The organism is Methylomicrobium sp. Wu6 (assembly GCF_035916875.1).
Lineage (GTDB): Bacteria > Pseudomonadota > Gammaproteobacteria > Methylococcales > Methylomonadaceae > Methylomicrobium.
The window spans coordinates 1-22,762 of sequence record NZ_JAXUHN010000094.1; the positions used below are offsets into that span (position 1 = coordinate 1).

A 22,762-nucleotide genomic window follows, 5' to 3' on the forward strand; every position below is an offset into this window, starting at 1 on the left:
AAATCCTATTAATCATATGGTAAGTGCTTCGCGAGAAGTTCGTTTGCAACCTGTGAATAGCAAATCAATGACTTAGAGAGCTCAAGAAATGCCAATGAACTTGTTGCTATTCACTTAATCGCTTATGACTTGAATACCGATTTCTGAAAGCTTATCGAATTTTGCGTTATCGCTATCTGATATTAGCGTTTTATCCCGTGTAAAGATCTCTCTATCATCATTAATCATTTCAACACTTGGCGGCTGGGTGGCAGGTCCGGATAAGGCAGTTAGTCTGTTCCATGACGGCACAGCTTTAAAAATGATTAGGGAGAGCCAAACATGATTTCGACAAAAAGGTATCTGACAATTGCCGCGACGTCCATATTAGGCGGGCTGCCAGCCATTGCGGCGGCGACCAACGGCTATTTTGCGCATGGCTACGGTGCCCGTAGCAAAGCCTTGGCCGGCGCCAGCACCGCGAGGCCGCTCGATTCGTTTGCAGCCGCGGTCAATCCGGCCAGTATCGCGTATATCGGAGACCGGTTGGATGCGGAAATCGAGCTGTTCAGTCCGCGGCGCAAATATACTGTCGATGGAACGCCGACGCTGGCCCCCGGGGCATTTCCGTTGAATTCCGGCACCGTCGAAAGCGACAGCGAATGGTTTCCGGTGCCGGCAATCGGCTGGAATCACCGGATCGACAAGGACCAGGCTGTCGGCGTGACGATGTACGGCAACGGCGGCATGAATACCGATTATGTGGCGACACCGAATCCGCTATGCCCATTTCCAGGCGGCCAAGGCACGTTTTGCGCCGGCACGACCGGCATCGACAAGGCGCAGGCATTTATCGTGCCGAGCTACGCGCACAGCTTCGGCGATGGCCGGTTTTCGCTCGGCATCGCGCCGATTTTTGCGATTCAGCGCTTCAAGGCGCGCGGTTTGAATGCGTTCGCTCCATTTTCGAGCGATCCTGGGCATGTGTCCAACCAAGGCTATAACTATTCCTTTGGAGGTGGAGTCAGGGTCGGCGGTTTGGCTGAGCTATTGCCGGGCGTAAGGTTCGGAGCATCCTACAAAAGCCGCATCACGATGTCCAAACTCGACGACTATGCGGGGCTGTTTGCCGAACAGGGCGGTTTCGACATACCCGAAAGTTTCAACTTCGGTCTGGCCTGGGATATCAGCGATCGGATAACCGCCAGTTTTGACGTCGAGCACATCCGTTACAGTCAAATCGAATCGGTCGGCAACCCGATGTTTCCGAATCTGTTGACGAAGCGGCTCGGCGAGGATGGCGGCCCCGGTTTCGGCTGGAAGGACATGACCATCTTCAAATTCGGCACCGAATGGCGGCCGGACAATCTCTGGACCTGGCGCGCCGGCCTAAGCTACGGTGAGCAACCCATCCCTAAGTCAGAAGTGTTGTTCAATATCCTGGCACCGGGTGTGCAGGAGTGGCATTTAACAACCGGATTCAGCCGAACACTCGGCAAGCATGACGAAGTGACTTTTGCGTTCATGTACTCGCCGAGCAATTCGGTCAAGGGGCCCAATCCGCTGAGCCCCAGTCAGAACATCGCGCTGGAGATGGAACAGTATTCCTTTCAACTGGGTTGGTCCAAGCATTTTTGATTAACGGTAGGCCGGCCGCATGGAAAATCTTAACCCTTATTCGGCGCTGGCGAGGGGCTTGCTGATCGGTCTTTCTGCCGTCCTGTTTTCGATTTGGAGCGGACGGCGCGCCGGCGGCCTGAGCCGGATCGCGTTCTTTCAGGAATGAAATCGCTTTATTTACGCCTGGAAACTCTTGTAAGATTAAGCAGTCAATCTCTAGACATTCATTCTTTCACGAGGAAAACATTCGATGAACATCAATAAAGCCGTGATCGCCCGTCCCGAGTCCGGGATCCTGGCGACCAATAAAATGCTGCGTAACACTTATCTGCTGTTGTCGATGACGTTATTGTTCAGCGCCATGACCGCAGGATTGTCGATGGCGATGAATCTACCGCATCCGGGCATGTTGATTACTCTTGTCGGCTATTTCGGCCTGCTGTTTTTGACCACCAAGCTGCGCAACAGCGCCTGGGGCCTGTTGTCGATCTTTGCTTTGACCGGTTTCATGGGGCTGACGCTCGGACCGATCATCAATATGTATCTGCATGCTTACGCCAACGGTGATCAGTTGGTGATGACCGCGTTGGGCGGCACCGGCGTGATTTTCCTCGGCCTGTCGGGTTATGCGCTGACCACCCGCAAGGATTTCAGCTTTATGGGCGGCTTCTTGATGGTCGGCGTGCTGGTCGCATTCTTGGCAGGTTTGGGCGCGATTTTCTTTACGATTCCGGCCTTGTCGCTTGCGGTTTCCGCGATGTTCATCCTGCTGATGGCCGGCATGATTCTGTTCGAAACCAGCAACATCGTGCATGGCGGCGAAACCAATTATATTATGGCGACCATTTCGCTGTACGTTTCGATCTATAACCTGTTCTTGAGCTTGTTGCAGTTGCTCGGCGTATTCGGCGGCGACGAATAAACCGTACCTTCTCCCGATCCCTGTGCTGACGGCTTTCGCCGTCAGCGCTCTTCAAAACCTCCCGCGTTTGCTGTTGGCGTTCCCATGCGGCCAACCTGATTTCCTTTTTTTCAAAAATCCACAAAAAAGCGAATTTTGCTTTTAAAACGTCGTGTCGGTCGTTACTATCCGATTTGATAAGGCGCTTTTTTCAGATTGCCGATAAGGAAACCCAGCGGATGTCGAACTTCGATACGATCAAACATTACCTGACGATTGAAATATGGCAGGAAAGCGGCGAACCCGGTTCCGGTTTTGCCAAACGAACGGCCGCATTACTGCGCGGGGTGCTGATTCTGGTTCAGGAAGCGACCGCGGGCGATTTGCGGTACCGGGCGATGGGGCTGGTTTATACGACCCTGTTGTCGCTGGCGCCGCTGTTGGCGGTCAGTTTTTCGGTGCTGAAGGCGTTCGGCGTGCATAACCAACTGAAACCATTGCTGCTGAGCGTACTTGAGCCGCTCGGCGACAAAGGCGTGGAGATGGCCGCCCAGATCATCGGTTACGTCGAAAACATCAATATCGGCGTGTTGGGTGCGGCCGGCTTGGTGTTTTTACTTTATACGGTGATTTCACTGCTGAACATCATCGAGGAATGCTTCAACCGGATTTGGCGCGCCGAGATGTCCAGAAACTGGATTCGCCGCAGCAGCGACTATCTGAGCATGTTGCTGGTCGGGCCGGTGCTGGTAGTTTCCGCGCTGGGCGTGATGGCGTCGATGGCGGATACCGGCCTGGTGCGGAAGCTCATAGCGCAAGAACCTTTCGGCAGCGCCTATTATCTGGCCGGGTTGATTCTGCCTTACGTGTTGATCATCGCGGCGCTGACCTTTCTTTATATCTTCATGCCGAATACCCGGGTCAATTTCCGTTCCGCGCTGGCCGGCGGCATCGCGGCCGGGCTGACCTGGAAAATAGTAGGGTGGGTGTTCGGCATCTTCGTCGAGAAGTCGGCCAGTTATAACGCGATTTATTCGAGTTTCGCGATCATTCTGCTGTCGGTGATCTGGCTCTATGTCAGTTGGCTGATCGTGCTGTTGGGCGGCGTGATTTCATTTCTGCATCAACATCCTCGCTATCTTCTGCACAAAAACAAAAAACCCGATCTCACCCATCGCCAACAGGAAACTCTCGGCTTCCTGATCATGTATTTGATCGGCAGGGCGTATTATGAAGGCAAAGCGCCCTGGACATTGCATGCCTTGGCGGAGGAGGTCGATTTACCTTGGGAAGCGGTCCAGCATACGTTGCAGGGTCTGGAAAAAGCAGGATTCGTGATTGCGATCCAGTCCGAACCGAATGCCTATGTTCCCGCCAGAGAGATAGATACGATCACCCTGAAGGCGATTTACGGCTGTCTGCGCGCGTTTGACGGGCAGGCGCAAATGACCATGATGACTCCCAAAATCGCCGAGAGCGTGCTGGCTTTGGCGATTCATATCGAAGATGCTGCGTTGGCTGTCCTGGGTGATCGGACTTTAAGCGATTTGATTCACCTGTCGCCCCGAAAAACGTTGGGTGATCCGAGTTGAGGAGTGCGAACTTTTTAGGGTTCTGCACTGTTCACCATTTCCGAATGTTAAATAATCAGACTGTTTTAACGCATTCCGGCGGGTCATCTATCCCGCTTGCCAAGTTTATTGTCATGAGTTGGCATCGAAAAGGGGCGCGATGCGCCCCCTACTTGGCTAAAGTTAACCCAACATACAATTGAGAGGTCATTCTAAACCGGACTCGTCTTGTCGATCAGTCTGACCATCCCATTCATCACGCTATCCAATCCGCCATAAACATTCAGAGTATTGATCCGCGCGGTGATTTTTTCGAGCGACTCCAGTTCCTTCAAACGCAGCAAGATCGGATTGCCTTCCATCACTTTCGCGGTGTTGTGCAGTGACCGGGTCGCCTGGGTTTCTTCCTGACGCTTGATCAGGTTCGCTTCGGCCATTTTTTGCGCCTCGACGACCTGGGTCAGAATCGCTTTCATGTCGCCGGGCAGGACGATGTCGCGCGCGCCGACCGATTTGACCTCGATGCCGTAAACGGACGCTTTCGCGGCCACGATCTCGAGAATCTGTCGGTTCAGCGAGTTCTTGTCGGCCAGCAGTTCGTCCAGCGTTTGGGTGCTGACGATCGTGCGCAGGGCCAGTTGCAGTTCGCGGTACAGAAACTCCTTCGCGTCGGCCAGTTCCGCGCGGGTCTTTTCCGCTTCCCTGATTTGCCAGGTCGCGGACAGATTCATGCGCAGGCTGACCTTGTCCTTGGTCAAGATTTCCTGGCCGTTTACTTCCATGTTTTGCAGACGCAGGTCGAACAGGGTCAGCGTCGGATTATGATTGAACCGCCACCAGGCATGCACTCCCGCGCTCAACACCGCCTGGATTTCGTTGTCCACGGCCAGGAAACCGACGTGATGGTCGGGAATGCTGAAGATCGCGATCGCGTTCAGCGCGGCTTTCTTCAGCATTTCTTCCTTCGCATTGCACAACTGCGCGGCGAGCGGCTTCGGCAGGGCCAAATCCCGGCTGATGTCGATCTTGTCGATGCGAATTGCGTTTTGCGTTTTCCAGTATGCGCCCTGCTGGCCCGGCGCCTTGATGTCTTTCAGCACGTTGTTCTGATAGACCAGGCCGGCCTCATCATCGGACGTTTCCCAAAGCAGCAAGTGCGGTGCAAAGTCTTCCGCGTGCAATTGCGCTAGGTTCAACAGATCGCCGGTGACGGTTTGCTGCAAGGCGTTCGTGATCGTGACGGTCTGCAGCTGGTAGCGGTTCAGCCAGTCCCAGAGCCGGTAAACGCCGGGCGGTAGAACCTTGACGAATTGCTGATCCTTGAACAACAGGCCGCGCTGGGCTTCGGTGATGATCATTTTCTTGTTAATTGACATCATATTCTCCGTAAAACATATGGCCGTGAAGATTCACTCCAAAGTAGGGTGGATAAGCGCAGCGCATCCACCTTATAGGTCTTGGTGGTGGATGCGCTTTGCTTATCCACCCTACGCCATATAAATAAGTGAAGGTTGACGGAACCTCCGCATCGGCGCGGGCTGCTGGCGCTCCAATCGGCGGGCGTCGCGCGTCCTTCGCGGCGCGCGTCGGCCGGTCTTCGCCGTCAGGCTTTGCCGATGTTGCTTTGCGTTCGGATTGCGGCATCCCAATCGACATGCGCTAACCCAGCCGCATGCCGCCTCCTTGCGGATTCCTAACTCGCGGCCCGGAGGTCCGCCGTGGCCTTTAGGCCGGTTTATCAAGCTACCTTGGCAAGGTAGGTTTGCTAGCCGGGGTCGAACCGGCGACAGACTGATGATGAGTCAGTTGCTCTACCCACTGAGCTATAGCAATGGAGCCGTCGGCAGGATTCGAACCTGCGACTTCCGCGTTGTGCGCGGCGCTCTTCCAGGCTGAGCTACGGCGGCGTTTGGCGTCTTGTTGTCATCGATACGCGCTGCGTTAAACGTTCGCGTCAGGCAGGCTTTGGAACCTGCTCCGCTGCTGACAACGGCTCGCCAAATTCGTTATCCCTTGACGCAGACGACCTGCTTCAGGGTTTGTGCCCATGCGAGACAGGGTTTGCAACCCCGTCTCAAGCGTTTCAACGGTGCCGACATTCGGCGGCATCCGGTAAACTTTACGGACGGGGCGATATGCCCCGTCCGGCGTCGGGCGGCGTCAGGCAGTCTGTTGAACCCGCTCCGAACCGCAATGGCCCGCCAAATTCTTTAACCCTTGACGCAGACGACCTGCTTCAGGGTTTGTGCCCATGCGAGACAGGGTTTGCAACCCCATCTCAAGCGTTTCAACGGTGCCGACATTCGACAGCATCCGGCAAACTTTACGGACGGGGCAATATGCCCCGTCCGGCGTCAGGCAGTCTGTTGAAACTGCTCCGAACCGCGATGGCCCGCCAAATTCTTTAACCCTTGACGCAGACGACCTGCTTCAGGGTATGCACGATTTCGACCAGATCGGCCTGGGCGGCCATCACCTGATCGATCGGCTTGTAAGCGGACGGCGTTTCGTCGATCACCTCTATGTCCTTGCGGCACGCGACGCCGGCCGTCGCCTCGATATGTTCGGCCAGCGACACGCGCTTCTTAGCCTCGGTGCGCGACATAATCCGGCCCGCGCCGTGGCTGCAACTGCAAAAGCTTTCTTCGTTGCCGAGTCCGCGCACGATGAACGACTTCGCGCCCATGCTTCCCGGAATGATCCCCATTTCGCCGAGCCTTGCGCTGACCGCGCCTTTTCGGGTCACCCAGACATTCTCGCCGTAATGGTGTTCGCGGCGGATGTAGTTGTGATGGCAGTTGACTGCTTCGACGTTCGCTTCGAACTCGATTTTCAATATGTCGCTGAGCGCCTGTACGGTGCGCGCCATCATCACCTCGCGGTTGATTCTGGCGAAGTCCTGCGCCCAGGCGACCGCCTCGATATAGTTGTCGAAATTCGCGCTGCCTTCCGGGATATAGGCCAAATCGCGGTCCGGCAGATGGATGAACCAGCGTTCCATGTCCAGTTTGGCCTGCTCGATAAAGTGCGAGCCAATCCTGTTGCCGACCCCGCGCGAGCCGCTGTGCAGCATGATCCAGACCGCATCGTTCTCGTCGAGACAAATCTCGATGAAGTGGTTGCCGGTGCCAAGCGTTCCGAGCTGCGTCAGGTTGTTCGTGTTTTTCAGGAACGGATGTTTTTCGCACAGGCGGTCGAAACGGCCGCTCAATGCCGTCCAGGCAGTCAATACGTCTTCTGGCGGCTCACCCCAGCTTCCCTTGTCGCGGGCGCCGCGCGCGGTTTTTTGCAGGCCGTGCGGCACCAGGGTTTCGATCCGGCTGCGCAGCGCTTCCAATGAATCGGGCAACTGGCTCGCGCTCAGGCTGGTTTTGACGGCGATCATCCCGCAGCCCAGGTCGACGCCGACCGCGGCAGGAATCACCGCGCCGAGGGTTGGGATCACGCTGCCGATCGTCGCGCCTTTTCCCAGATGCACGTCCGGCATCACTGCGATCCATTTGTGGATGAACGGCATTGCCGCGATATTCCGCAATTGTTGTTTTGAGTTGTCGTCGAAGCTGACGCCGCGCGTCCAGGCTTTGATCGGATGCCGGCCGGGTTCGTGCAGGACTTCGTAGGGAGTGGTCATCGTTATTCTCTTTCGGTTGCTGACGATTAGGTTATAGCAACGCGCGTGCCAGTATTGCGCAAGGCTTTGTGGCTTTCTATAAAGCGATGTTTTTGAAGGGTAAAAAAAACAGGGATTTTGATGGCCAGGAAAATTTGGTGTTGAGCATGGTTATTCTTGATATATCTATTAGGATAGATAGCTATCGATATAAATATTTATAGCCGGTCTCTAGGTGATAAGACGTGGCCTCGATGGAGTGTAACGGAATCGAGGTTTCGAAGCCGTCAATCCCTCGATTCCGCCGCGCTGCATCGAGGCTACATTGATGGGGATTCAAATGAAAACAGTGATCATCGGCCTGTTGGGCGCGCGTTTGGATCATGCGGGCTTCGGCAGAAAACGCCACGAACGTTGGCGTCCGACCGTGTCGCTGGTGATGCACGACAGTCTGCCGGTCGACGAATTCGTATTGCTGCATCATCCCGAAGAACGGGAATTGGCAGGGATCACGGTCGGCGACATGCGCGAATTGTCGCCGCTAACGAACATCACGACCCATCTGGTCGATTATGCCGATCCGTGGGATTTCGAACAGGTTTACAGCCAGTTGCTCGATTTCACGCGCGGTTATGCGTTCGATCCCGAGCAGAACGAGTATTACGTTCATATCACCACCGGCACCCACGTCGCGCAAATCTGCCTGTATCTATTGACCGAGGCGAACTACATTCCGGGCAAATTGCTACAGACCTCGCCGAGCAAGGAAGGCAATCAAGGCAGCTATCGGATCATCGATCTGGATTTGTCGCGCTACGACCAGATCGCTTCACGCTTCGAAAAGGAAGCTCGGGACGGCATCGCCTATCTGAAAAGCGGCATCGAAACCCGGAATCCGGCATTCAACCGGTTGATTTCGCAGATCGAACAGGTCTCGATCAAATCGTCCGCGCCGATGCTGCTGACCGGTCCGACCGGCGCGGGTAAATCGCGTCTCGCCAAGCGCATCTATGAATTGAAAAAGCAGCGCGGCCAGTTGACGGGGAGGCTGGTCGAAGTGAACTGCGCGACCCTGCGCGGCGACAATGCGATGTCGGCGCTGTTCGGCCATGTCAAAGGCGCGTTTACCGGTGCTTTAAATCCGCGCACCGGTCTTCTCCGCGAGGCGGACAAGGGGCTGTTGTTTCTCGATGAAATCGGCGAGTTGGGTCTGGACGAGCAGGCGATGCTGTTGCGCGCGATCGAAGACAAGGTGTTCACGCCGCTCGGCGGCGACCGCGAAACCGGCAGCGATTTTCAATTGATCGTGGGCACCAACCGCAATCTGTACGAACAGGTACGCAACGGACGATTCCGTGAAGACTTACTGGCGCGGATCAATTTATGGACCTACCAGTTGCCGCCGTTGAAGCAGCGCATCGAGGATTTCGAACCGAATCTCGAACATGAGTTGCAGCAGTTCATGGTCAAGGCCGGCTACAAGGTCAGCTTCAATAAGGCGGCGAGGACGCAGTATCTTGCCTTCGCCTATGCGCCCGGAGCCTTGTGGCGGGCCAATTTTCGCGATCTGAACTCCAGCGTGACGCGTATGGCGACGCTCGCGACCGGCGGACGAATCACCGAGGACATTGTGGAGGGCGAAATCGAGCGCTTGAAGCAGGCGTGGTCCGGGTTTGTCGAGGGGCCGCCCGTCGCAACTGATTCATTGGCCGAAATCCTGCCGGCGGAGGCGCTCAGAGAACTCGATCTATTCGACCGAATGCAGCTTGCCGAAGTGGTGAAGGTCTGCCGCGAGAGTCGCAACATGGCCGAGGCAGGACGTAAGCTATATAACGCCAGCCGCAATCTTAAAACCAGCATGAACGACAGTCACCGCTTGAAACAATATTTGCTGCGGTTTGGGTTGACGTTTCAGGCGGTGTCCAATGGCGATTGATTTATTTATACTGTGAAGCAATTTTTTTGATTGGGTATTGGGATTTCACGGTGAAAGGGTTCGTACGCGCCGACATCGACGGCTTTTTCGGTCTGGCGCTGGATAATCTGGTGCAGTTGCTGGTAATCGTGGGATTGTGCGGGCCCGTGCTGGGCTTCTCCGACGACTTGATCTATCGCCACATTTTGCCTGGCGCGGCGGTGTCGGTATTGCTCGGCAATCTCTTTTACGCTTACCAGGCCAAACGACTGGCGGCGGCGACCGGCCGCGACGATATTTGCGCCTTGCCATACGGCATCAACACCGTATCGCTGTTTTCGCGTATATTTTTCTGGTGATGCTGCCCGCGAAAATGGCCGCAGAGGCAAGCGGGGCCGAAAATCCGGAGCATATCGCCTGGCAGGCGGGTTTGTTTGCCTGTTTCGGGTCCGGGCTTATCGAGCTGGGCGGCGCGTTCGTGGCGGAGAAATTACGCCAGGCGACGCCGCGCGCCGCATTGCTCTCGACCTTGGCGGGCATCGCGCTGACCTTCATTTCTCTCGGATTTTTGTTCCGCGCCTATGCGCATCCGGTCGTCGGTCTGGTCACGCTGGCGGTGATCTTGCTGGTTTATTTCGGCCGGCTGCGGTTTCGGGGCAATCTGCCGGGCGGCTTGGTGGCCGTGGTGTTGGGCGTGTTATTGTCCTGGAGTATGGGGATCGCGCCGGTTGGCCCCTTGCCGGATAATTCACTCGGCATGTATTTGCCGATACCGGTGGCCGGCGATTTGTTTCAGGCTCTGGTTGCAAAGGATAGCCTGAGTTATCTGTCGGTGATCGTTCCGATGGGGCTGTTCAATCTAATCGGCTCGCTGCAAAACATCGAATCGGCCGAAGCGGCCGGCGACAGCTACCCGACGCGTTCCTCGCTGGCGGCGAACGGCCTCGGCACCTTGGCGGCCAGTCTGTTCGGCTCCTGCTTTCCGACCACGATCTATATCGGCCATCCGGGCTGGAAGGCGATGGGCGCCCGCTCGGGTTACTCGATTTTGAACGGCGTATTCATCACGGTGATCTGCCTGACCGGCAGCCTGTCTTACATCGCCTGGGCGGTGCCGATCGACGCCGGCATGGCGATCGTGTTATGGATCGGCATCGTAATCGCGGCGCAGGCATTTCAGGAAACTCCGAAAAGCCACGCGCCAGCGGTCGTGATGGGGCTGCTGCCCGGCATCGCGGCCTGGGGCGCGTTCATGGCCAAAAGCGGGGTACGCGCGGCTGACTATGGCGGCGAGCCGATGCCCGCATTTTCGGAATCGATGCTGGCGCGTTTTCAACAGGCGGATATTTGGATCGAAGGCACATTCGCATTGGAACAGGGTTTTATCTTTACCGCGATGATTCTGGCCGCATTGACGGTCTCGGTGATCGAGCGCGAATTCATCAAGGCTGCGCTGTGGAGCGCTTCGGCCAGTCTATTGTCGGCCTCAGGTCTGATGCATTCCTACCGTTGGACACCGGCGGATACCGTGTTGTCATTGACGCCGGCATGGGAATGGGCTTTGGCTTATTTGCTGATGAGCCTGGTTTTTTTGAGTGCGAAGTGGCTGCTGGTTGAAGATTGATGTCGGCGTTTAACGCACATTCTGCAGCTAAAAATAAGTCATGACGTAAGCATACGATATATCGTCAAACATCTCTTGGCCAAGCGATGTTTGACGAAGGTCGCGCGATGCTTGATTCGGCGATCTTGGAGGGCGTTCGCTCGACCATTTCCCAAAAAATCACGGTCGCTGATTTGTCGGGCCGAATCCTCAGTCAATGGCAATACGCTGGCGGCGTTCCAGCAGCGTTGCGGTCAATAAATAACTCAACATCAGCATCGTTGCGGCCTGCCAAGGCTTGAAGCCGGATGTCAACAACGGTTCGCGGGCCAAATATAAGCCGAGACCGAACACGATGTAAAAAATTATCCGTTTCAGATCGTAAGCGACCGGGTAATATATTCTGCCTAAAAGATACGAGATGGATGCCATGCCTGCGTAACAGGCCAGCGTCGCCCAGGCCGAGCCGACATAGCCGTAAAGCGGAATCCACCACAGATTTAGACCTATCGTCAGCAACGCGCCACTGAGCGAGACGAAGGCGCCCATCAAGGTCTTGTCGGTCAGTTTGTACCAGATCGACAGATTCACATAAATGCCAAGGAAAAGATTCGCGAGCAGCAGAATCGGCGTCACGCCGAGCCCCGCCCGAAATTCCCTGCCGACAAAATATTGGAAGAAATCGAGATACAGGGTCACCAACAAAAAGATCGCCATGCAGAAAATCACGAAATACTTCATCACGTCCGCATAAATCTGGCGCGCATCGCTCTTGTCCGCATAGGCGAAGAAAAACGGTTCGGCCGCATAACGGAACGCCTGGATGAACAGCGACATCAGGATCGACAGCTTGTAGCAGGCGCTGTAGATGCCGAGCATGCGCATGTTCGTCAACGGATCGTGCGGCAGCAGATATTTTAGCAACGCGCGGTCGAGCATTTCATTGATGATGCCGGCGAAACCGATGACCACCATCGGCAGCGAATAGCGCAGCATGCTTTTGAACAGTGCCCTGTCGAAGCCCCAGAGCAGACCTTTTAGCTGCGGCGTCAGCAGGACGAATTTGACGCCACTGGCGGCCAGATTTGCGATGAACACATAGCCGAGACCGATGCCGGGATCATAGATCGGCGCGAACCAGATCTGTTCGTTTTTGGCGTAAAGCGGCGGGCAATAGGCGATGAAAAACAGGCTCAAGCCGACCGTGACCAGAATCTCGACGATCTTGATGCCGGCAAAACGGAACGCCTTGTTTTCTGCCCTGAGCCGCGCAAAGGGGATCGAGGCGACTGCATCGAGGCACAAAATAATCGCAAACCACTGCACATATTCCGGGTGATGGGCATAATGCAACGCATCGGAAAGCGGAGCCCGGATGAGCCGGATCAGCAGCAGGAAACACAGATTGACCAGCAGCACAAACCATAACGCGGTGGCATAAGCGTTATCGCGTTGGGGGGCGTTTTTATCGCGAAAACGGAAATAGCCGGTTTCGAAACCGAATATCAGCAATACAGCAAAAAAACCGGCATAGGCATAAAATTCCGAGACGACCCCGTATTCGGCCGCAGAGAAATGATAGGTATAAAGTGGCACCAACAAATAATTCAGAAACCGCCCGAAGATGCTGCTGAGGCCGTAGATGGCGGTTTGCGAGGCGAGTTTTTTGATGATGCTCATCGGCTCTGTCGCGGGTAGTTTGGGGATGGAAAGAAGGCAATCGAGGGGTTATTCGCGCAATTTGCCAGTAATCCAGTTTTGGCCTGTTTCGGTCAGGCGGGCATGAATAACCTGATTTTCGATCGTTCGGTCCCGGCTCACGATGCAACCGACCTTCAAATAATTCGGTGTATAGCCGAATACGCGATGTCGGTCTTCGCCGCAAGCCTCGCTATAGCCTTCCCACAACACCGGAAACTCTCGTTCCAGATTGTCCTGGTAAAACTTCTGCCTCATATCTTCGGCCAGGCGGTGCAAAACCGCACTGCGTTGTTTTTTAATCGCATTGTTCACCTGGCCGGGCAGCGTAGCGGCCTTGGTGCCTTCGCGACGCGAATAGGTAAAGATATGGATATGGCCGAAGCCGGTTTTTTTGATAAAGTCGAGGCTTTCCTGCCACTCCTCCTCGGTTTCACCCGGAAAGCCGACGATGATGTCGGTCGTGACATTGAAGTGGGGGATTTGCTGGCGCAGGCGCTCGATGATCGCTGTGAATTCCTGCGTTTTGCAGCGCCTCGCCATCCGCCTAAGCACGCTGTCCGAACCGCTCTGCAAGGGCAGATGCAGGTGCGGCATCAGGCGCGGATTGTCGAACAGCTCGAAAAAACTGTCGGTTAATTCCCAGGGTTCGAGCGAGCCGAGCCGGATGCGCGGAATGTCGGTTTGCGCCAGGATCGCCTGGATCAAATCGGCCATATTGCAGCCCTGATCGCTGCCGTAGCCGCCTAGATGCACGCCGGTCAGCACCACTTCGGCGATGCCTTGGCCGTGCAGGGTATTGATTTCCTCGATGATCGCCTCGATCGGTCGGCTTTTTTCTTCGCCTCGGGCGACGGTCACGATGCAAAACGTGCAGCGGTAGCGGCAGCCGTCCTGGACTTTCACGAACGCGCGTTGGCGTCCGCGGGTAAACAGCGAAAATTCGCCGGGTTCTGTCGCTTGCGCCGGCATGCTGGTCAAATTCAGTTCGCTCAGGGTTTTTTCGACCAGTTTGTCCTTATCCTGATTGCCGATCACCAGATCGACGCCCATTTCGGATTCGGCTTGCTGTTGATTCAAGGTCGCATAGCAGCCGCTGACGACCAGCTTGGCCTGCGGGTTGTCGCGGTGAATCCTTCGAATAAGCTGGCGCGATTTGCGTGCCGCATCCTGGGTCACCGCGCAGGAGTTCAGCACGATCAATTGCGCGGCTTCCGGCTTTGTGGTGATCTGATGACCGGAGCGCTGAAAATCCTGCGCCCAGGTTTCGAGTTCGGCTTCGTTGAGCCGGCAGCCGAGGGTTTGCAAGTGAACTAACATCTATCCGAAAAACCAGTAACAAATCAAAATGGAGGCGATAACGCCCACAAAATCCGCCATTATCCCACAACCGGCGGCATGGCGGATATTTTTGATGCCGACCGCGCCGAAATACACCGCCAGCACATAAAAGGTCGTTTCGGTGCTGCCCTGGATGATGCAGGACAGGCGTCCGGCAAACGAGTCGGCACCGAGTGTCTTCATCGTGTCGATCATCATCGCGCGCGCGCCGCTGCCGCTGAACGGTTTGATCAAGGCGGTCGGCAAGGCGTCGATGAAACGGCTGTCGAGTTCGAATAAAGCGGCCAGATAGCGTATCCATTCGTTCAAAAGTTCCAGCGCGCCGCTGGCCCGGAACACGCCGATCGCGGCCAGCATCGCGACCAGATACGGGATGATCGTGATTGCGGTCTGAAAGCCTTCCTTCGCGCCTTCGACAAACGCTTCGTAGGCGTTGATCTTTCGATGCAGCGCGCCGGCGATGAAGACGATCACCAGCGAGAACAGGGTCACATTGCTGATCAGCGCCGATTGAGTGAGCATGTCCTCTTTCGGCAGGCCAGTGAAATAGACGAGCAGGGTGCCGATCAACAAAGTCATGCCGGCCAGATAGGCCAGCACGACTTTGTCGAGTAGATTAATCCTCTGCATCCAGGCGACCGCCAGCAGGCCGGCAAGTGTCGAACAATAGGTCGCGATGAGGATCGGGATGAACACGTCGGTTGGATTGACCGCGCCGAGCTGCGCGCGGTAGGTGAAGATCGTGACCGGGAACAGCGTCACCGAGGAGGTGTTGATCACCAGAAACAATATTTGCGCGTTGCTGGCGGTCTCCGGGTTCGGATTCAGCGCCTGCAATTCCTTCATTGCCTTGATGCCGAGCGGCGTCGCGGCATTGTCGAGGCCGAGCGCGTTGGCCGAAATATTCATCACGATCGCGCCGAGTGCGGGATGATTTTTCGGAATGTCCGGCATCAGGCGGCTGAATAACGGCGTCAAGCCTTGCGTCAACAATTGCATGAAGCCGCTTTTTTCGCCGACGCGCATGATGCCGAGCCAGAGCGACAGCACACCGGTCAGGCCCAGTGAAATCTCGAACGCGGCTTTCGACTGGCTGAATAGCGAGGTCATGATGTCGGCGAAGATGTTAGTATCGCCGAAAAAAAGCAGCTTGACCGTCGCGGTGATAAAGGCGATCAGAAAAAAACCGATCCAGATCAGATTAAGCAGCACGGGTCGATAATCCGTTGGCGGATCGCGCAGGCAAAAAAAAGGCTGCACCGAACGGCGCAGCCTGGGAGAGGAAATACCAAACTCTCAAAACGGGGGAGAAATTCAATGAATTTGCATTATGCATGGCAAATCATTACATATAATTCTAGAATGTATCCCACAAATTTCAAGGCGGATTAGATTTTTTTTGCCAAGTTCTCGGCATAGCCGGTATAACCACGAGGCGTCAAGTCCAGCAGATCGGCCTTCGCTTTGGCCGGAATCTCCAGTTTTTCGATGAAGGCGCGCATTTCGTCCGGCGTGATGCGCTGGCCGCGTGTCAGTTCCTTCAGTTTTTCGTACGGCTTTTCGATGCCGTAGCGCCGCATGACCGTTTGAATCGGCTCCGCGAGCACTTCCCAATTCGCGTTCAAATCGGCCTCGATCGCCTCGCTATTGATCTGCAATTTGCCGATGCCTTTCAAGGAAGATTGAATCGCAATCAGCGTATGCGCAATGCCGACGCCGATGTTGCGCAGCACGGTCGAATCGGTCAAATCGCGCTGCCAGCGCGATACCGGTAATTTTTCGGCCAAAAACGCGAACAGGGCATTCGCGATGCCGAGATTGCCTTCGGAGTTTTCGAAATCGATCGGGTTGACCTTGTGGGGCATCGTCGACGAGCCGACTTCACCCGCGACGGTTTTTTGTTTGAAGTAGCCGAGTGAAATGTAACCCCAGACATCGCGGTCGAAATCGAGCAGAATCGTGTTGAAGCGTGACAGCGCATGGAAAAATTCGGCGATGTAGTCGTGCGGTTCGATTTGGATTGTATAAGGATTAAAGGTCAGCCCCAGCGATTCGACAAAGTTTTGTGCGAAGACTTCCCAGTTCACTTCTGGATAGGCGACGCTGTGCGCATTGTAATTGCCGACCGCGCCGTTGATTTTGCCGAGCAGTTCTACCGTAGCCAGTTGTTGCCGTTGGCGTTCCATCCGGGCTGCGACGTTAGCGAATTCCTTGCCGGCGGTCGTTGGGCTCGCCGATTGGCCGTGCGTGCGCGACAGCATCGGTTGCCCGGCGGTGTCGATTGCGATTTTTTTGATCGCCGCGATGCAGGCGTCGATTTGCCGAAGCATCACCCCGCGGCCTTCTTTCAACATTAACGCATAAGACAGGTTGTTGATGTCTTCGGAGGTGCAGGCGAAATGGAAAAATTCGGAGACATTTTCGAGTTCCGCATGGCCAGCGATTTTTTCCTTCAAAAAATATTCGACCGCCTTCACGTCGTGATTGGTGGTTTTCTCGATGTCCTTGACTCGTTGTGCATCCGTTTCCGAAAAGCCGGCGGCAATCGCATTCAATGCTTGTGCAGCCTCCGTGCTGAAGGCGGGCACTTCGCTAATCCGAGGATGCGCGGCCAAGGCTTGCAGCCAGCGCACTTCGACGAGCACGCGGAAACGGATCAGGCCGTATTCGCTGAAAATCGGCCGCAGTGAGGCAACTTTGTCTGCGTAGCGGCCGTCGATGGGAGAGATGGCGGTAAGGGCAAATTGAGTCATGAAAATAACATTTAATAAATGATAAGGAAAAATTATTCGTTAGCTTTGCTTTCGATGATACCGCCGCCCAAACAAACCTCGCCGTCATAAAATACAACCGACTGTCCCGGCGTAATAGCGCGTTGCGGTTCGTCGAAAACAGCTTTGCAGCGGCCGTCCGGCAAAGGCGAAAGCGTACAGGCCTGGTCGGCTTGCCGGTAGCGGGTTTTGGCCGCACAGCGGATCGTTTCGGTCAACGGCCGGTTACTGCACCAGTCCAGTTGGCCCGCTTCGAGCTCATTGTGCAGCATCAACGGATGATCGTGGCCCTGGCCGACCAGCAGCACGTTGTTGCCGAGGTCTTTTTCGAGCACATACCAGGGCTCGTCGGGTGTGTTCTGGACGCCGCCGATGCCGAGGCCCTGACGCTGACCGAGTGTGTAGTACATCAGGCCGTGATGGCGGCCGATCGTGCGGCCTTCCGGGGTGCGGATGTCGCCGGGCTGGGTCGGCAGATAGCGCTGCAAAAACTCCTTGAATTTGCGCTCCCCGATGAAGCAGATGCCGGTGCTGTCCTTTTTGCGGTAGTTGTCGAAGCCGGCTTTTTGCGCCAGCGCGCGGATTTCGGTCTTATGCAGATGGCCGATCGGAAACAGCGTGCGCGACAGCGGCTTTTGGCCCAGCGTATATAGGAAATAGCTTTGTTCCTTGTTCGGATCGAGGCCTTTTAACAGAAAATATTCGCCGTTCCGCTCCTCGACCCGGGCATAGTGGCCGGTTGCGATGTATTCAGCGCCGAGGTCTTCGATGGCATAATTCAAAAAAGCCTTGAATTTGACATGCTTGTTGCACAGAATGTCCGGATTCGGCGTGCGGCCGGCCGCAAATTCGGACAAAAATACTTCAAACACTTCGTCCCAATATTCGGCTGCGAAATTGACCGTTTTGAGTTCGATGCCGAGTTTGTCGCAAACCTGCTGCGCGTCGGCGAGGTCCTGCATTGCGGTGCAATATTCGGTGCCATCGTCTTCTTCCCAGTTTTTCATGAATAAGCCGGTGACCTGATGGCCCTGTTCCAAAAGCAGTAGTGCGGTCACCGAGGAATCGACGCCGCCCGACATGCCGACAATGATATGTTTAGCCATGATTCAGATCGAGCAGAGATTTGATTAACGATAATGGATAGCGAGTGCCTTTGAGATATTCATCGATACACAAGGCGACCAACGGACTTCTGAGTCGTTTGGGGTCTGACAGAATTTCTTCGCGCGTGAGCCAATGGGTGGCGATAATGCCGGTGTCCAGCGTGGTTTCCGGTTCGTGGCTGTGGCAATTTCCGGAAAAGCAGATGCGCAGGAAACTTGGCGATTCGGGGTTTCTGCGCCAGAGTTGTATTGCGACGATATGTTCCGGTTCAAAATGCCAGGCGGTTTCCTCGAGCACTTCGCGTCGGGCCGCGGTAAGCAGGTCTTCTCCCTCTTCGAGGTGGCCTGCCGGCTGATTCAGTCTAATGCCATCGGAAGTTTCTTCCTCTACCAGCAAAAATCGCTGTCCGCGTTCGATGATCGCGGCCACGGTTACATGCGGCTTCCAAACCATTCATCTTTCTCAATATTCAAAGCGGTTATTTTACCCGATTTGCCGTTGACAGGGACAACGAATTGAACTCTTCGCCTGCATTCTGTCAAATGCAACGAGTAGAAGCGGCTGCTGATATTTGCATGCGGTGGCTCTATAAAAAAAGCGCTATACTCCGATTTCGCGTTAAACGAAGATGATCCTAATGCTTATGAGCTTGAAATCAACTATCATTTGGTATTATTGTTAAGCAGATTAAGATTTTTTGCTGCGATGTCCATGTCTGATTTTGAACCATTCCACGATAACCATAACGGGTTGGCTTTGCAGGAGGCCAAACCCAAGCTTAAAAAGCCGCCGTTGTATAAGGTTATCCTGTTGAATGACGATTTCACACCGATGGATTTTGTGGTCGATATATTGATGGAGTTTTTTGCCATGCCGCATGATAAGGCTATGCAGGTCATGCTGCAGGTTCATATGCAGGGAGTCGGCGTGTGTGGGACTTATTCCAAGGATGTGGCGGAAACCAAGGTATACCTGGTCAATGAATATTCACGAGCACATCAGCATCCCCTGATGTGCACTATGGAAGAAGCATAAATTGGTGAGCTTATGTTAAGTAAAGAACTTGAAGTTACCCTGAATAATGCCTTTAAGAATGCGCATGAGAAAAGGCATGAGTTTATAACGGTTGAACATTTGCTCTTGGCATTGCTGGATAATCCTTCCGCCGAAGCGATCATGAAAGCCTGCGGCTGCAATATCAAACTGCTTCGGGGGCAATTGACGCAATTCATTGACGAAACCATTTCACTGATTCCGCAAGGCGTGCAGCGCGAAACGCAGCCGACCTTGGGTTTTCAGCGGGTTTTGCAACGTGCCGTCTTTCATGTACAGGCTTCCGATAAAAAAGAAGTTTCGGGCGCGAATCTGTTTGTTGCGTTGTTCAGCGAGCAGGATTCGCATGCGGTCTATCTGCTGAACAAACAAGACATCTCAAGACTCGATGTGGTCAATTATCTCGCGCACGGCATCTCGAAAGTCGATCAGGAAAATCAGGCCGGCGAAGAACGCAATGCCGATGCGTCCAATCCGGATGCCGAGTCGTCGGGCAGTCCGTTGGACAAATATACGACCAACCTGAATGAGGAAGCGCGCCGCGGCCGCATCGACCCGTTGATCGGCAGGGAGGCGGAAGTCGAGCGTACGATACAGATTCTGTGCCGGCGTAGAAAAAACAATCCGTTATTGGTTGGCGAAGCCGGCGTCGGAAAGACCGCGATCGCAGAAGGCCTCGCGAAACGAATCGTCGAGGAAAACGTGCCGCGCGTACTGATGAACAGTGTGATTTATGCGCTGGATCTCGGCGCGTTGGTGGCCGGAACCAAATACCGAGGCGATTTTGAAAAACGCCTGAAGGCGTTGGTGAATCAACTCAAGCGAGAACCCGATTCTATTCTGTTCATCGATGAGATTCATACGATCATCGGTGCGGGTTCGGCATCGGGCGGAGTGATGGATGCGTCGAATCTGATCAAGCCACTGCTCGCTTCCGGGCAGATGCGCTGTATCGGTTCGACCACATTCCAGGAATATCGCGGCGTATTCGAAAAAGATCATGCGTTGGCGCGTCGTTTCCAGAAGGTCGATATTCTGGAGCCGTCTGTCGAGGATACGGTGCTGATTTTGAAAGGCCTGAAAGCCCGTTTCGAAGAGCATCACGATGTGATTTATTCGGCCGAATCCCTGCGTCTGGCGGCCGAGTTGTCCGACCGTTATATCAATGACCGGCATCTGCCGGACAAGGCGATCGACGTGATCGATGAAGCCGGCGCGCGGCAACGCATGCTTTCCGAGGCGGAGCGCAAGCAGGTGATCGATACGGTCGACATCGAAGAAATTGTGTCAAAGATTGCCAGGGTGCCGGCCAAATCTGTCTCCTCGAATGACGTCGACAAGCTTGCCAGTCTTGAAAAAAATTTGAAAATGCTGGTGTTCGGCCAGGACGAAGCGATTGCGGCATTGGCTTCCGCGATCAAATTGTCGCGGGCGGGGCTCCGTGAAACGCAAAAAACGATCGGTTCATTCCTGTTTGCGGGGCCGACCGGCGTCGGCAAGACCGAAGTGACCCGACAACTGGCCAAAATCATGGGCGTCGAGTTGATCCGTTTCGATATGTCCGAATACATGGAGCGGCATACCGTGTCGCGATTGATCGGCGCGCCTCCCGGTTATGTCGGCTTTGATCAGGGAGGGCTGTTGACCGAACAAGTCACCAAGCATCCGCATGCGGTGCTGCTGCTCGACGAGCTTGAAAAGGCGCATCCGGACGTATTCAATCTGCTGTTACAGGTGATGGATCACGGTACCTTAACCGACAATAATGGCCGCAAAGCCGATTTTCGCAACATCATTCTGGTGATGACGACCAATGCCGGTTCCGAAGAGGGCAGCCGCGCCTCGATCGGCTTCACGCAACAGGATCATGTGAGCGACAGCATGAAAGCGATCGAAAGAGGTTTTTCGCCGGAATTCAGAAACCGGCTGGATGCTATCATTCAATTCAAACCGTTGAATATATCGGTCGTCGGTCATGTAGTCGATAAATTTATTTTCGAGCTGGAGGCGCTGTTGGCCGACAGGCAAGTTACATTGACTTTGGATGACGATGCCCGCTTATGGCTGGCCGAAAATGGCTGCGATCCGAAGATGGGCGCCCGGCCGATGGCGCGGCTGATACAGGAAAAAATCAAAAAACCGCTGGCGAACGACCTGCTGTTCGGCAAGTTGACCCACGGTGGTCATGTCAGAATTTACGTGGAAAATAACGAACTGGCTTTTGCGATTGAAAGCAAGGAATTGATCGTGCCCGAAAGCATTTGAGAGGTCGGAAGCATTTGAAAGGTCGGCTGCGCGATCCCCGGTTCTACCGGGGTTAGCGCATCCGAAAGGTGATCCGGCCTTTGGTCAGGTCGTAAGGTGTCATCTCGACTTTGACCGTATCTCCGGTCAGAATGCGGATATAGTGCTTGCGCATCTTGCCGGAAATATGCGCGGTCACGATATGGCCGTTTTCCAGTTGCACTCTAAACATCGTGTTCGGAAGGGTATCGATGACCTTACCTTCCATTTCAATTTGATCTTCTTTAGCCATGGTTTTAATCCCGGTTGTTAAAACCGGCAATCATATCACAAGCAAGCCTCTAACAACAAAACGACGTCGTAGAATCTCAGGGCAATCACGCTATTTCCGCCTTTGAGAAAAGTATGAAATTGTCAATTTGTAGAGGAAACAAGAATGTTGCTCAATCCGATGCAGCATTTCGAATGCATCAAAGACCCTCGCCGCGAGACAAAAAGCAAATTGAACAGGATCGATATGACAACGATCGTCTTGGGTGCCGTTGCGCGTGGTGTCTTAATTTTTTTCTAAGCGCGTATAACGTCCAAGTGCGCTAGGTGTTGGCGCAACGTGCAATGGGCGAGAAAACCATGAGATAAAGGCCATTCCCGATCGGTTGTCGATATTGGACGTTGAAGGACAATTGTGTCGAGGCCTTGAGGGCACAAGTGCGATAGGCTGTCTTTTTAGGTGTCTTGGAAATTACTTTTTTGGAGATGGCAGGGTTTGCGGCAATGCAGGCAGTGGTGAGCTAAGGTTGGGGGATATGGTTCATTGATGTGAGCCGAGAAAAATGTGACAGCGTTATAATTTTTTAAAAGACTCTGTTGTAAAACTAGAGTGTATTTCTAAACTGTTTCTTGAATAGCCGGTAAAATTAGACTAACGCCAACTGGCTGTTCCTGTCCGTTGTCTCAATTTTTATGAGGATGTTTTTTATGAAAGTTTTATTTGTATTCTTGACTCTGTTTGCCTTCAATGCCCTCGCAACACCCGTTAACATTAATACCGCCGATGCGAAAACAATTTCGGATTCGCTGACAGGTATTGGTCAGAAAAAAGCAGAGGCCATCGTCAAATTTAGGACCGAAAAAGGTCCGTTTAAAACTGCCGAAGAACTGGCTAATGTAGCGGGTATCGGCGAGAAGACCGTCGAAAAAAATAAAAAGGATATTTTGCTTCAATAAGCTCTTTGTTTTATCTGGCGGGCATTTCCCGATTTTAGGTAAAAGGCTTAATCCCATTATACAGCGGCGCTAGCAGTCAACTGATTTAATATGGAGGCTAGCGCCGTTTTGTGAGTTTATTA

General features: G+C 54.2%; 19 protein-coding genes and 2 tRNA genes. 10 read left to right on the forward strand and 11 right to left on the reverse strand.

From position 1 onward, the window contains the following. Positions 1-321: 321 nt before the first annotated feature. From U2W12_RS17960 to U2W12_RS17975, 4 genes are all read left to right on the forward strand, one after another. Positions 322-1,617 carry an outer membrane protein transport protein gene (locus U2W12_RS17960; RefSeq protein ID WP_326502071.1) on the forward strand — a complete coding sequence of 432 codons (1,296 nt, stop codon included), beginning with the start codon at positions 322-324 and terminating at the stop codon, positions 1,615-1,617. Positions 1,618-1,636: 19 nt separating this feature from the next. After that, a complete protein-coding gene (locus tag U2W12_RS17965; protein WP_326502072.1) occupies positions 1,637-1,765 on the forward strand; it encodes a hypothetical protein in 129 nt (42 codons plus the stop codon). An 84-nt stretch (positions 1,766-1,849) separates the two neighbouring features. After that, positions 1,850-2,521, forward strand: a complete 672-nt coding sequence (locus U2W12_RS17970) for a Bax inhibitor-1/YccA family protein (protein WP_326502073.1) — start codon at positions 1,850-1,852, stop codon at positions 2,519-2,521. Positions 2,522-2,739: 218 nt separating this feature from the next. Then, complete coding sequence (locus tag U2W12_RS17975) at positions 2,740-4,092, forward strand: YhjD/YihY/BrkB family envelope integrity protein (RefSeq protein ID WP_326502074.1); 1,353 nt, start codon at positions 2,740-2,742, stop codon at positions 4,090-4,092. A gap of 191 nt (positions 4,093-4,283) precedes the next feature. Here the strand turns inward: U2W12_RS17975 and U2W12_RS17980 are convergent, their stop codons facing one another. From U2W12_RS17980 to U2W12_RS17995, 4 genes are all read right to left on the reverse strand, one after another. Beyond that, positions 4,284-5,447, reverse strand: a complete 1,164-nt coding sequence (locus U2W12_RS17980; RefSeq protein WP_326502075.1) for a slipin family protein — start codon at positions 5,445-5,447, stop codon at positions 4,284-4,286. A gap of 387 nt (positions 5,448-5,834) precedes the next feature. Continuing rightward, positions 5,835-5,904 (reverse strand) — tRNA-Met (locus tag U2W12_RS17985). After that, positions 5,904-5,978 (reverse strand) — tRNA-Cys (locus tag U2W12_RS17990). Before U2W12_RS17990 ends, U2W12_RS17985 begins: the two co-directional genes overlap by 1 nt. A 497-nt stretch (positions 5,979-6,475) precedes the next feature. Next, a complete protein-coding gene (locus tag U2W12_RS17995) occupies positions 6,476-7,702 on the reverse strand; it encodes an RtcB family protein (protein WP_326502076.1) in 1,227 nt (408 codons plus the stop codon). Between the two features lie 319 nt (positions 7,703-8,021). Here U2W12_RS17995 and rtcR point away from each other — a divergent pair, with 319 nt between their 5' ends. From rtcR to U2W12_RS18010, 3 genes are read left to right on the forward strand one after another with little or no spacing between them, the layout of a single operon-like run. Further along, a complete protein-coding gene (gene rtcR / locus U2W12_RS18000; protein ID WP_326502077.1) occupies positions 8,022-9,617 on the forward strand; it encodes an RNA repair transcriptional activator RtcR in 1,596 nt (531 codons plus the stop codon). Positions 9,618-9,667: 50 nt separating this feature from the next. Next, entirely contained in the window at positions 9,668-9,955 is a 288-nt protein-coding gene (locus U2W12_RS18005; RefSeq protein WP_326502078.1) for a hypothetical protein, read from the forward strand. Continuing rightward, positions 9,955-11,220: an NCS2 family permease gene (locus U2W12_RS18010; protein WP_326502079.1), complete on the forward strand. Its 1,266-nt coding sequence runs from the start codon at positions 9,955-9,957 to the stop codon at positions 11,218-11,220. Before U2W12_RS18005 ends, U2W12_RS18010 begins: the two co-directional genes overlap by 1 nt. Positions 11,221-11,409: 189 nt before the next feature. On the opposite strand, the gene U2W12_RS18015 is transcribed toward U2W12_RS18010, so the two are convergent. From U2W12_RS18015 to U2W12_RS18040, 6 genes are all read right to left on the reverse strand, one after another. Next, on the reverse strand, positions 11,410-12,879 hold the full coding sequence (locus U2W12_RS18015) for an oligosaccharide flippase family protein (protein WP_326502080.1): 1,470 nt from the start codon (positions 12,877-12,879) through the stop codon (positions 11,410-11,412). 48 nt (positions 12,880-12,927) lie between these two features. Further along, a complete protein-coding gene (gene mtaB / locus U2W12_RS18020) occupies positions 12,928-14,217 on the reverse strand; it encodes a tRNA (N(6)-L-threonylcarbamoyladenosine(37)-C(2))-methylthiotransferase MtaB (protein ID WP_326502081.1) in 1,290 nt (429 codons plus the stop codon). Further along, complete coding sequence (locus U2W12_RS18025) at positions 14,218-15,447, reverse strand: nucleoside recognition domain-containing protein (RefSeq protein ID WP_326502241.1); 1,230 nt, start codon at positions 15,445-15,447, stop codon at positions 14,218-14,220. 179 nt (positions 15,448-15,626) lie between these two features. After that, positions 15,627-16,991 carry an adenylosuccinate lyase gene (gene purB, locus U2W12_RS18030; RefSeq protein ID WP_326502082.1) on the reverse strand — a complete coding sequence of 455 codons (1,365 nt, stop codon included), beginning with the start codon at positions 16,989-16,991 and terminating at the stop codon, positions 15,627-15,629. A 32-nt stretch (positions 16,992-17,023) separates the two neighbouring features. Beyond that, on the reverse strand, positions 17,024-18,115 hold the full coding sequence (gene mnmA / locus U2W12_RS18035) for a tRNA 2-thiouridine(34) synthase MnmA (RefSeq protein ID WP_326502083.1): 1,092 nt from the start codon (positions 18,113-18,115) through the stop codon (positions 17,024-17,026). Then, on the reverse strand, positions 18,108-18,569 hold the full coding sequence (locus tag U2W12_RS18040; RefSeq protein WP_326502084.1) for an NUDIX hydrolase: 462 nt from the start codon (positions 18,567-18,569) through the stop codon (positions 18,108-18,110). Before U2W12_RS18040 ends, mnmA begins: the two co-directional genes overlap by 8 nt. A gap of 258 nt (positions 18,570-18,827) precedes the next feature. Here U2W12_RS18040 and clpS point away from each other — a divergent pair, with 258 nt between their 5' ends. Together clpS and clpA are read left to right on the forward strand one after the other, a co-directional pair. Next, on the forward strand, positions 18,828-19,151 hold the full coding sequence (clpS, locus tag U2W12_RS18045; protein ID WP_326502085.1) for an ATP-dependent Clp protease adapter ClpS: 324 nt from the start codon (positions 18,828-18,830) through the stop codon (positions 19,149-19,151). Positions 19,152-19,163: 12 nt separating this feature from the next. Further along, positions 19,164-21,434 carry an ATP-dependent Clp protease ATP-binding subunit ClpA gene (gene clpA / locus U2W12_RS18050; protein WP_326502086.1) on the forward strand — a complete coding sequence of 757 codons (2,271 nt, stop codon included), beginning with the start codon at positions 19,164-19,166 and terminating at the stop codon, positions 21,432-21,434. A gap of 52 nt (positions 21,435-21,486) precedes the next feature. Here clpA and infA read toward each other — a convergent pair whose 3' ends face one another. Beyond that, on the reverse strand, positions 21,487-21,705 hold the full coding sequence (gene infA / locus U2W12_RS18055) for a translation initiation factor IF-1 (protein WP_202051417.1): 219 nt from the start codon (positions 21,703-21,705) through the stop codon (positions 21,487-21,489). A 686-nt stretch (positions 21,706-22,391) separates the two neighbouring features. Here infA and U2W12_RS18060 point away from each other — a divergent pair. Continuing rightward, positions 22,392-22,640 carry a helix-hairpin-helix domain-containing protein gene (locus tag U2W12_RS18060; RefSeq protein WP_326502087.1) on the forward strand — a complete coding sequence of 83 codons (249 nt, stop codon included), beginning with the start codon at positions 22,392-22,394 and terminating at the stop codon, positions 22,638-22,640. Positions 22,641-22,762: the final 122 nt, after the last annotated feature.

Bases quoted from the DNA above. Each gene is read 5' to 3' on its own strand.
- U2W12_RS17970 (WP_326502073.1), top strand. From the start codon at position 1,850: ATGAACATCAATAAAGCCGTGATCGCCCGTCCCGAGTCCGGGATCCTG.
- clpS (WP_326502085.1), top strand. From the start codon at position 18,828: ATGTCTGATTTTGAACCATTCCACGATAACCATAACGGGTTGGCTTTG.
- U2W12_RS17995 (WP_326502076.1), bottom strand. From the start codon at position 7,702: ATGACCACTCCCTACGAAGTCCTGCACGAACCCGGCCGGCATCCGATC.
- U2W12_RS18010 (WP_326502079.1), top strand. From the start codon at position 9,955: ATGCTGCCCGCGAAAATGGCCGCAGAGGCAAGCGGGGCCGAAAATCCG.
- infA (WP_202051417.1), bottom strand. From the start codon at position 21,705: ATGGCTAAAGAAGATCAAATTGAAATGGAAGGTAAGGTCATCGATACC.
- mtaB (WP_326502081.1), bottom strand. From the start codon at position 14,217: ATGTTAGTTCACTTGCAAACCCTCGGCTGCCGGCTCAACGAAGCCGAA.
- clpA (WP_326502086.1), top strand. From the start codon at position 19,164: ATGTTAAGTAAAGAACTTGAAGTTACCCTGAATAATGCCTTTAAGAAT.
- rtcR (WP_326502077.1), top strand. From the start codon at position 8,022: ATGAAAACAGTGATCATCGGCCTGTTGGGCGCGCGTTTGGATCATGCG.
- U2W12_RS17960 (WP_326502071.1), top strand. From the start codon at position 322: ATGATTTCGACAAAAAGGTATCTGACAATTGCCGCGACGTCCATATTA.
- mnmA (WP_326502083.1), bottom strand. From the start codon at position 18,115: ATGGCTAAACATATCATTGTCGGCATGTCGGGCGGCGTCGATTCCTCG.
- U2W12_RS17980 (WP_326502075.1), bottom strand. From the start codon at position 5,447: ATGTCAATTAACAAGAAAATGATCATCACCGAAGCCCAGCGCGGCCTG.
- U2W12_RS18060 (WP_326502087.1), top strand. From the start codon at position 22,392: ATGAAAGTTTTATTTGTATTCTTGACTCTGTTTGCCTTCAATGCCCTC.
- U2W12_RS17975 (WP_326502074.1), top strand. From the start codon at position 2,740: ATGTCGAACTTCGATACGATCAAACATTACCTGACGATTGAAATATGG.
- U2W12_RS18040 (WP_326502084.1), bottom strand. From the start codon at position 18,569: ATGGTTTGGAAGCCGCATGTAACCGTGGCCGCGATCATCGAACGCGGA.
- U2W12_RS17965 (WP_326502072.1), top strand. From the start codon at position 1,637: ATGGAAAATCTTAACCCTTATTCGGCGCTGGCGAGGGGCTTGCTGATC.
- U2W12_RS18015 (WP_326502080.1), bottom strand. From the start codon at position 12,879: ATGAGCATCATCAAAAAACTCGCCTCGCAAACCGCCATCTACGGCCTC.
- purB (WP_326502082.1), bottom strand. From the start codon at position 16,991: ATGACTCAATTTGCCCTTACCGCCATCTCTCCCATCGACGGCCGCTAC.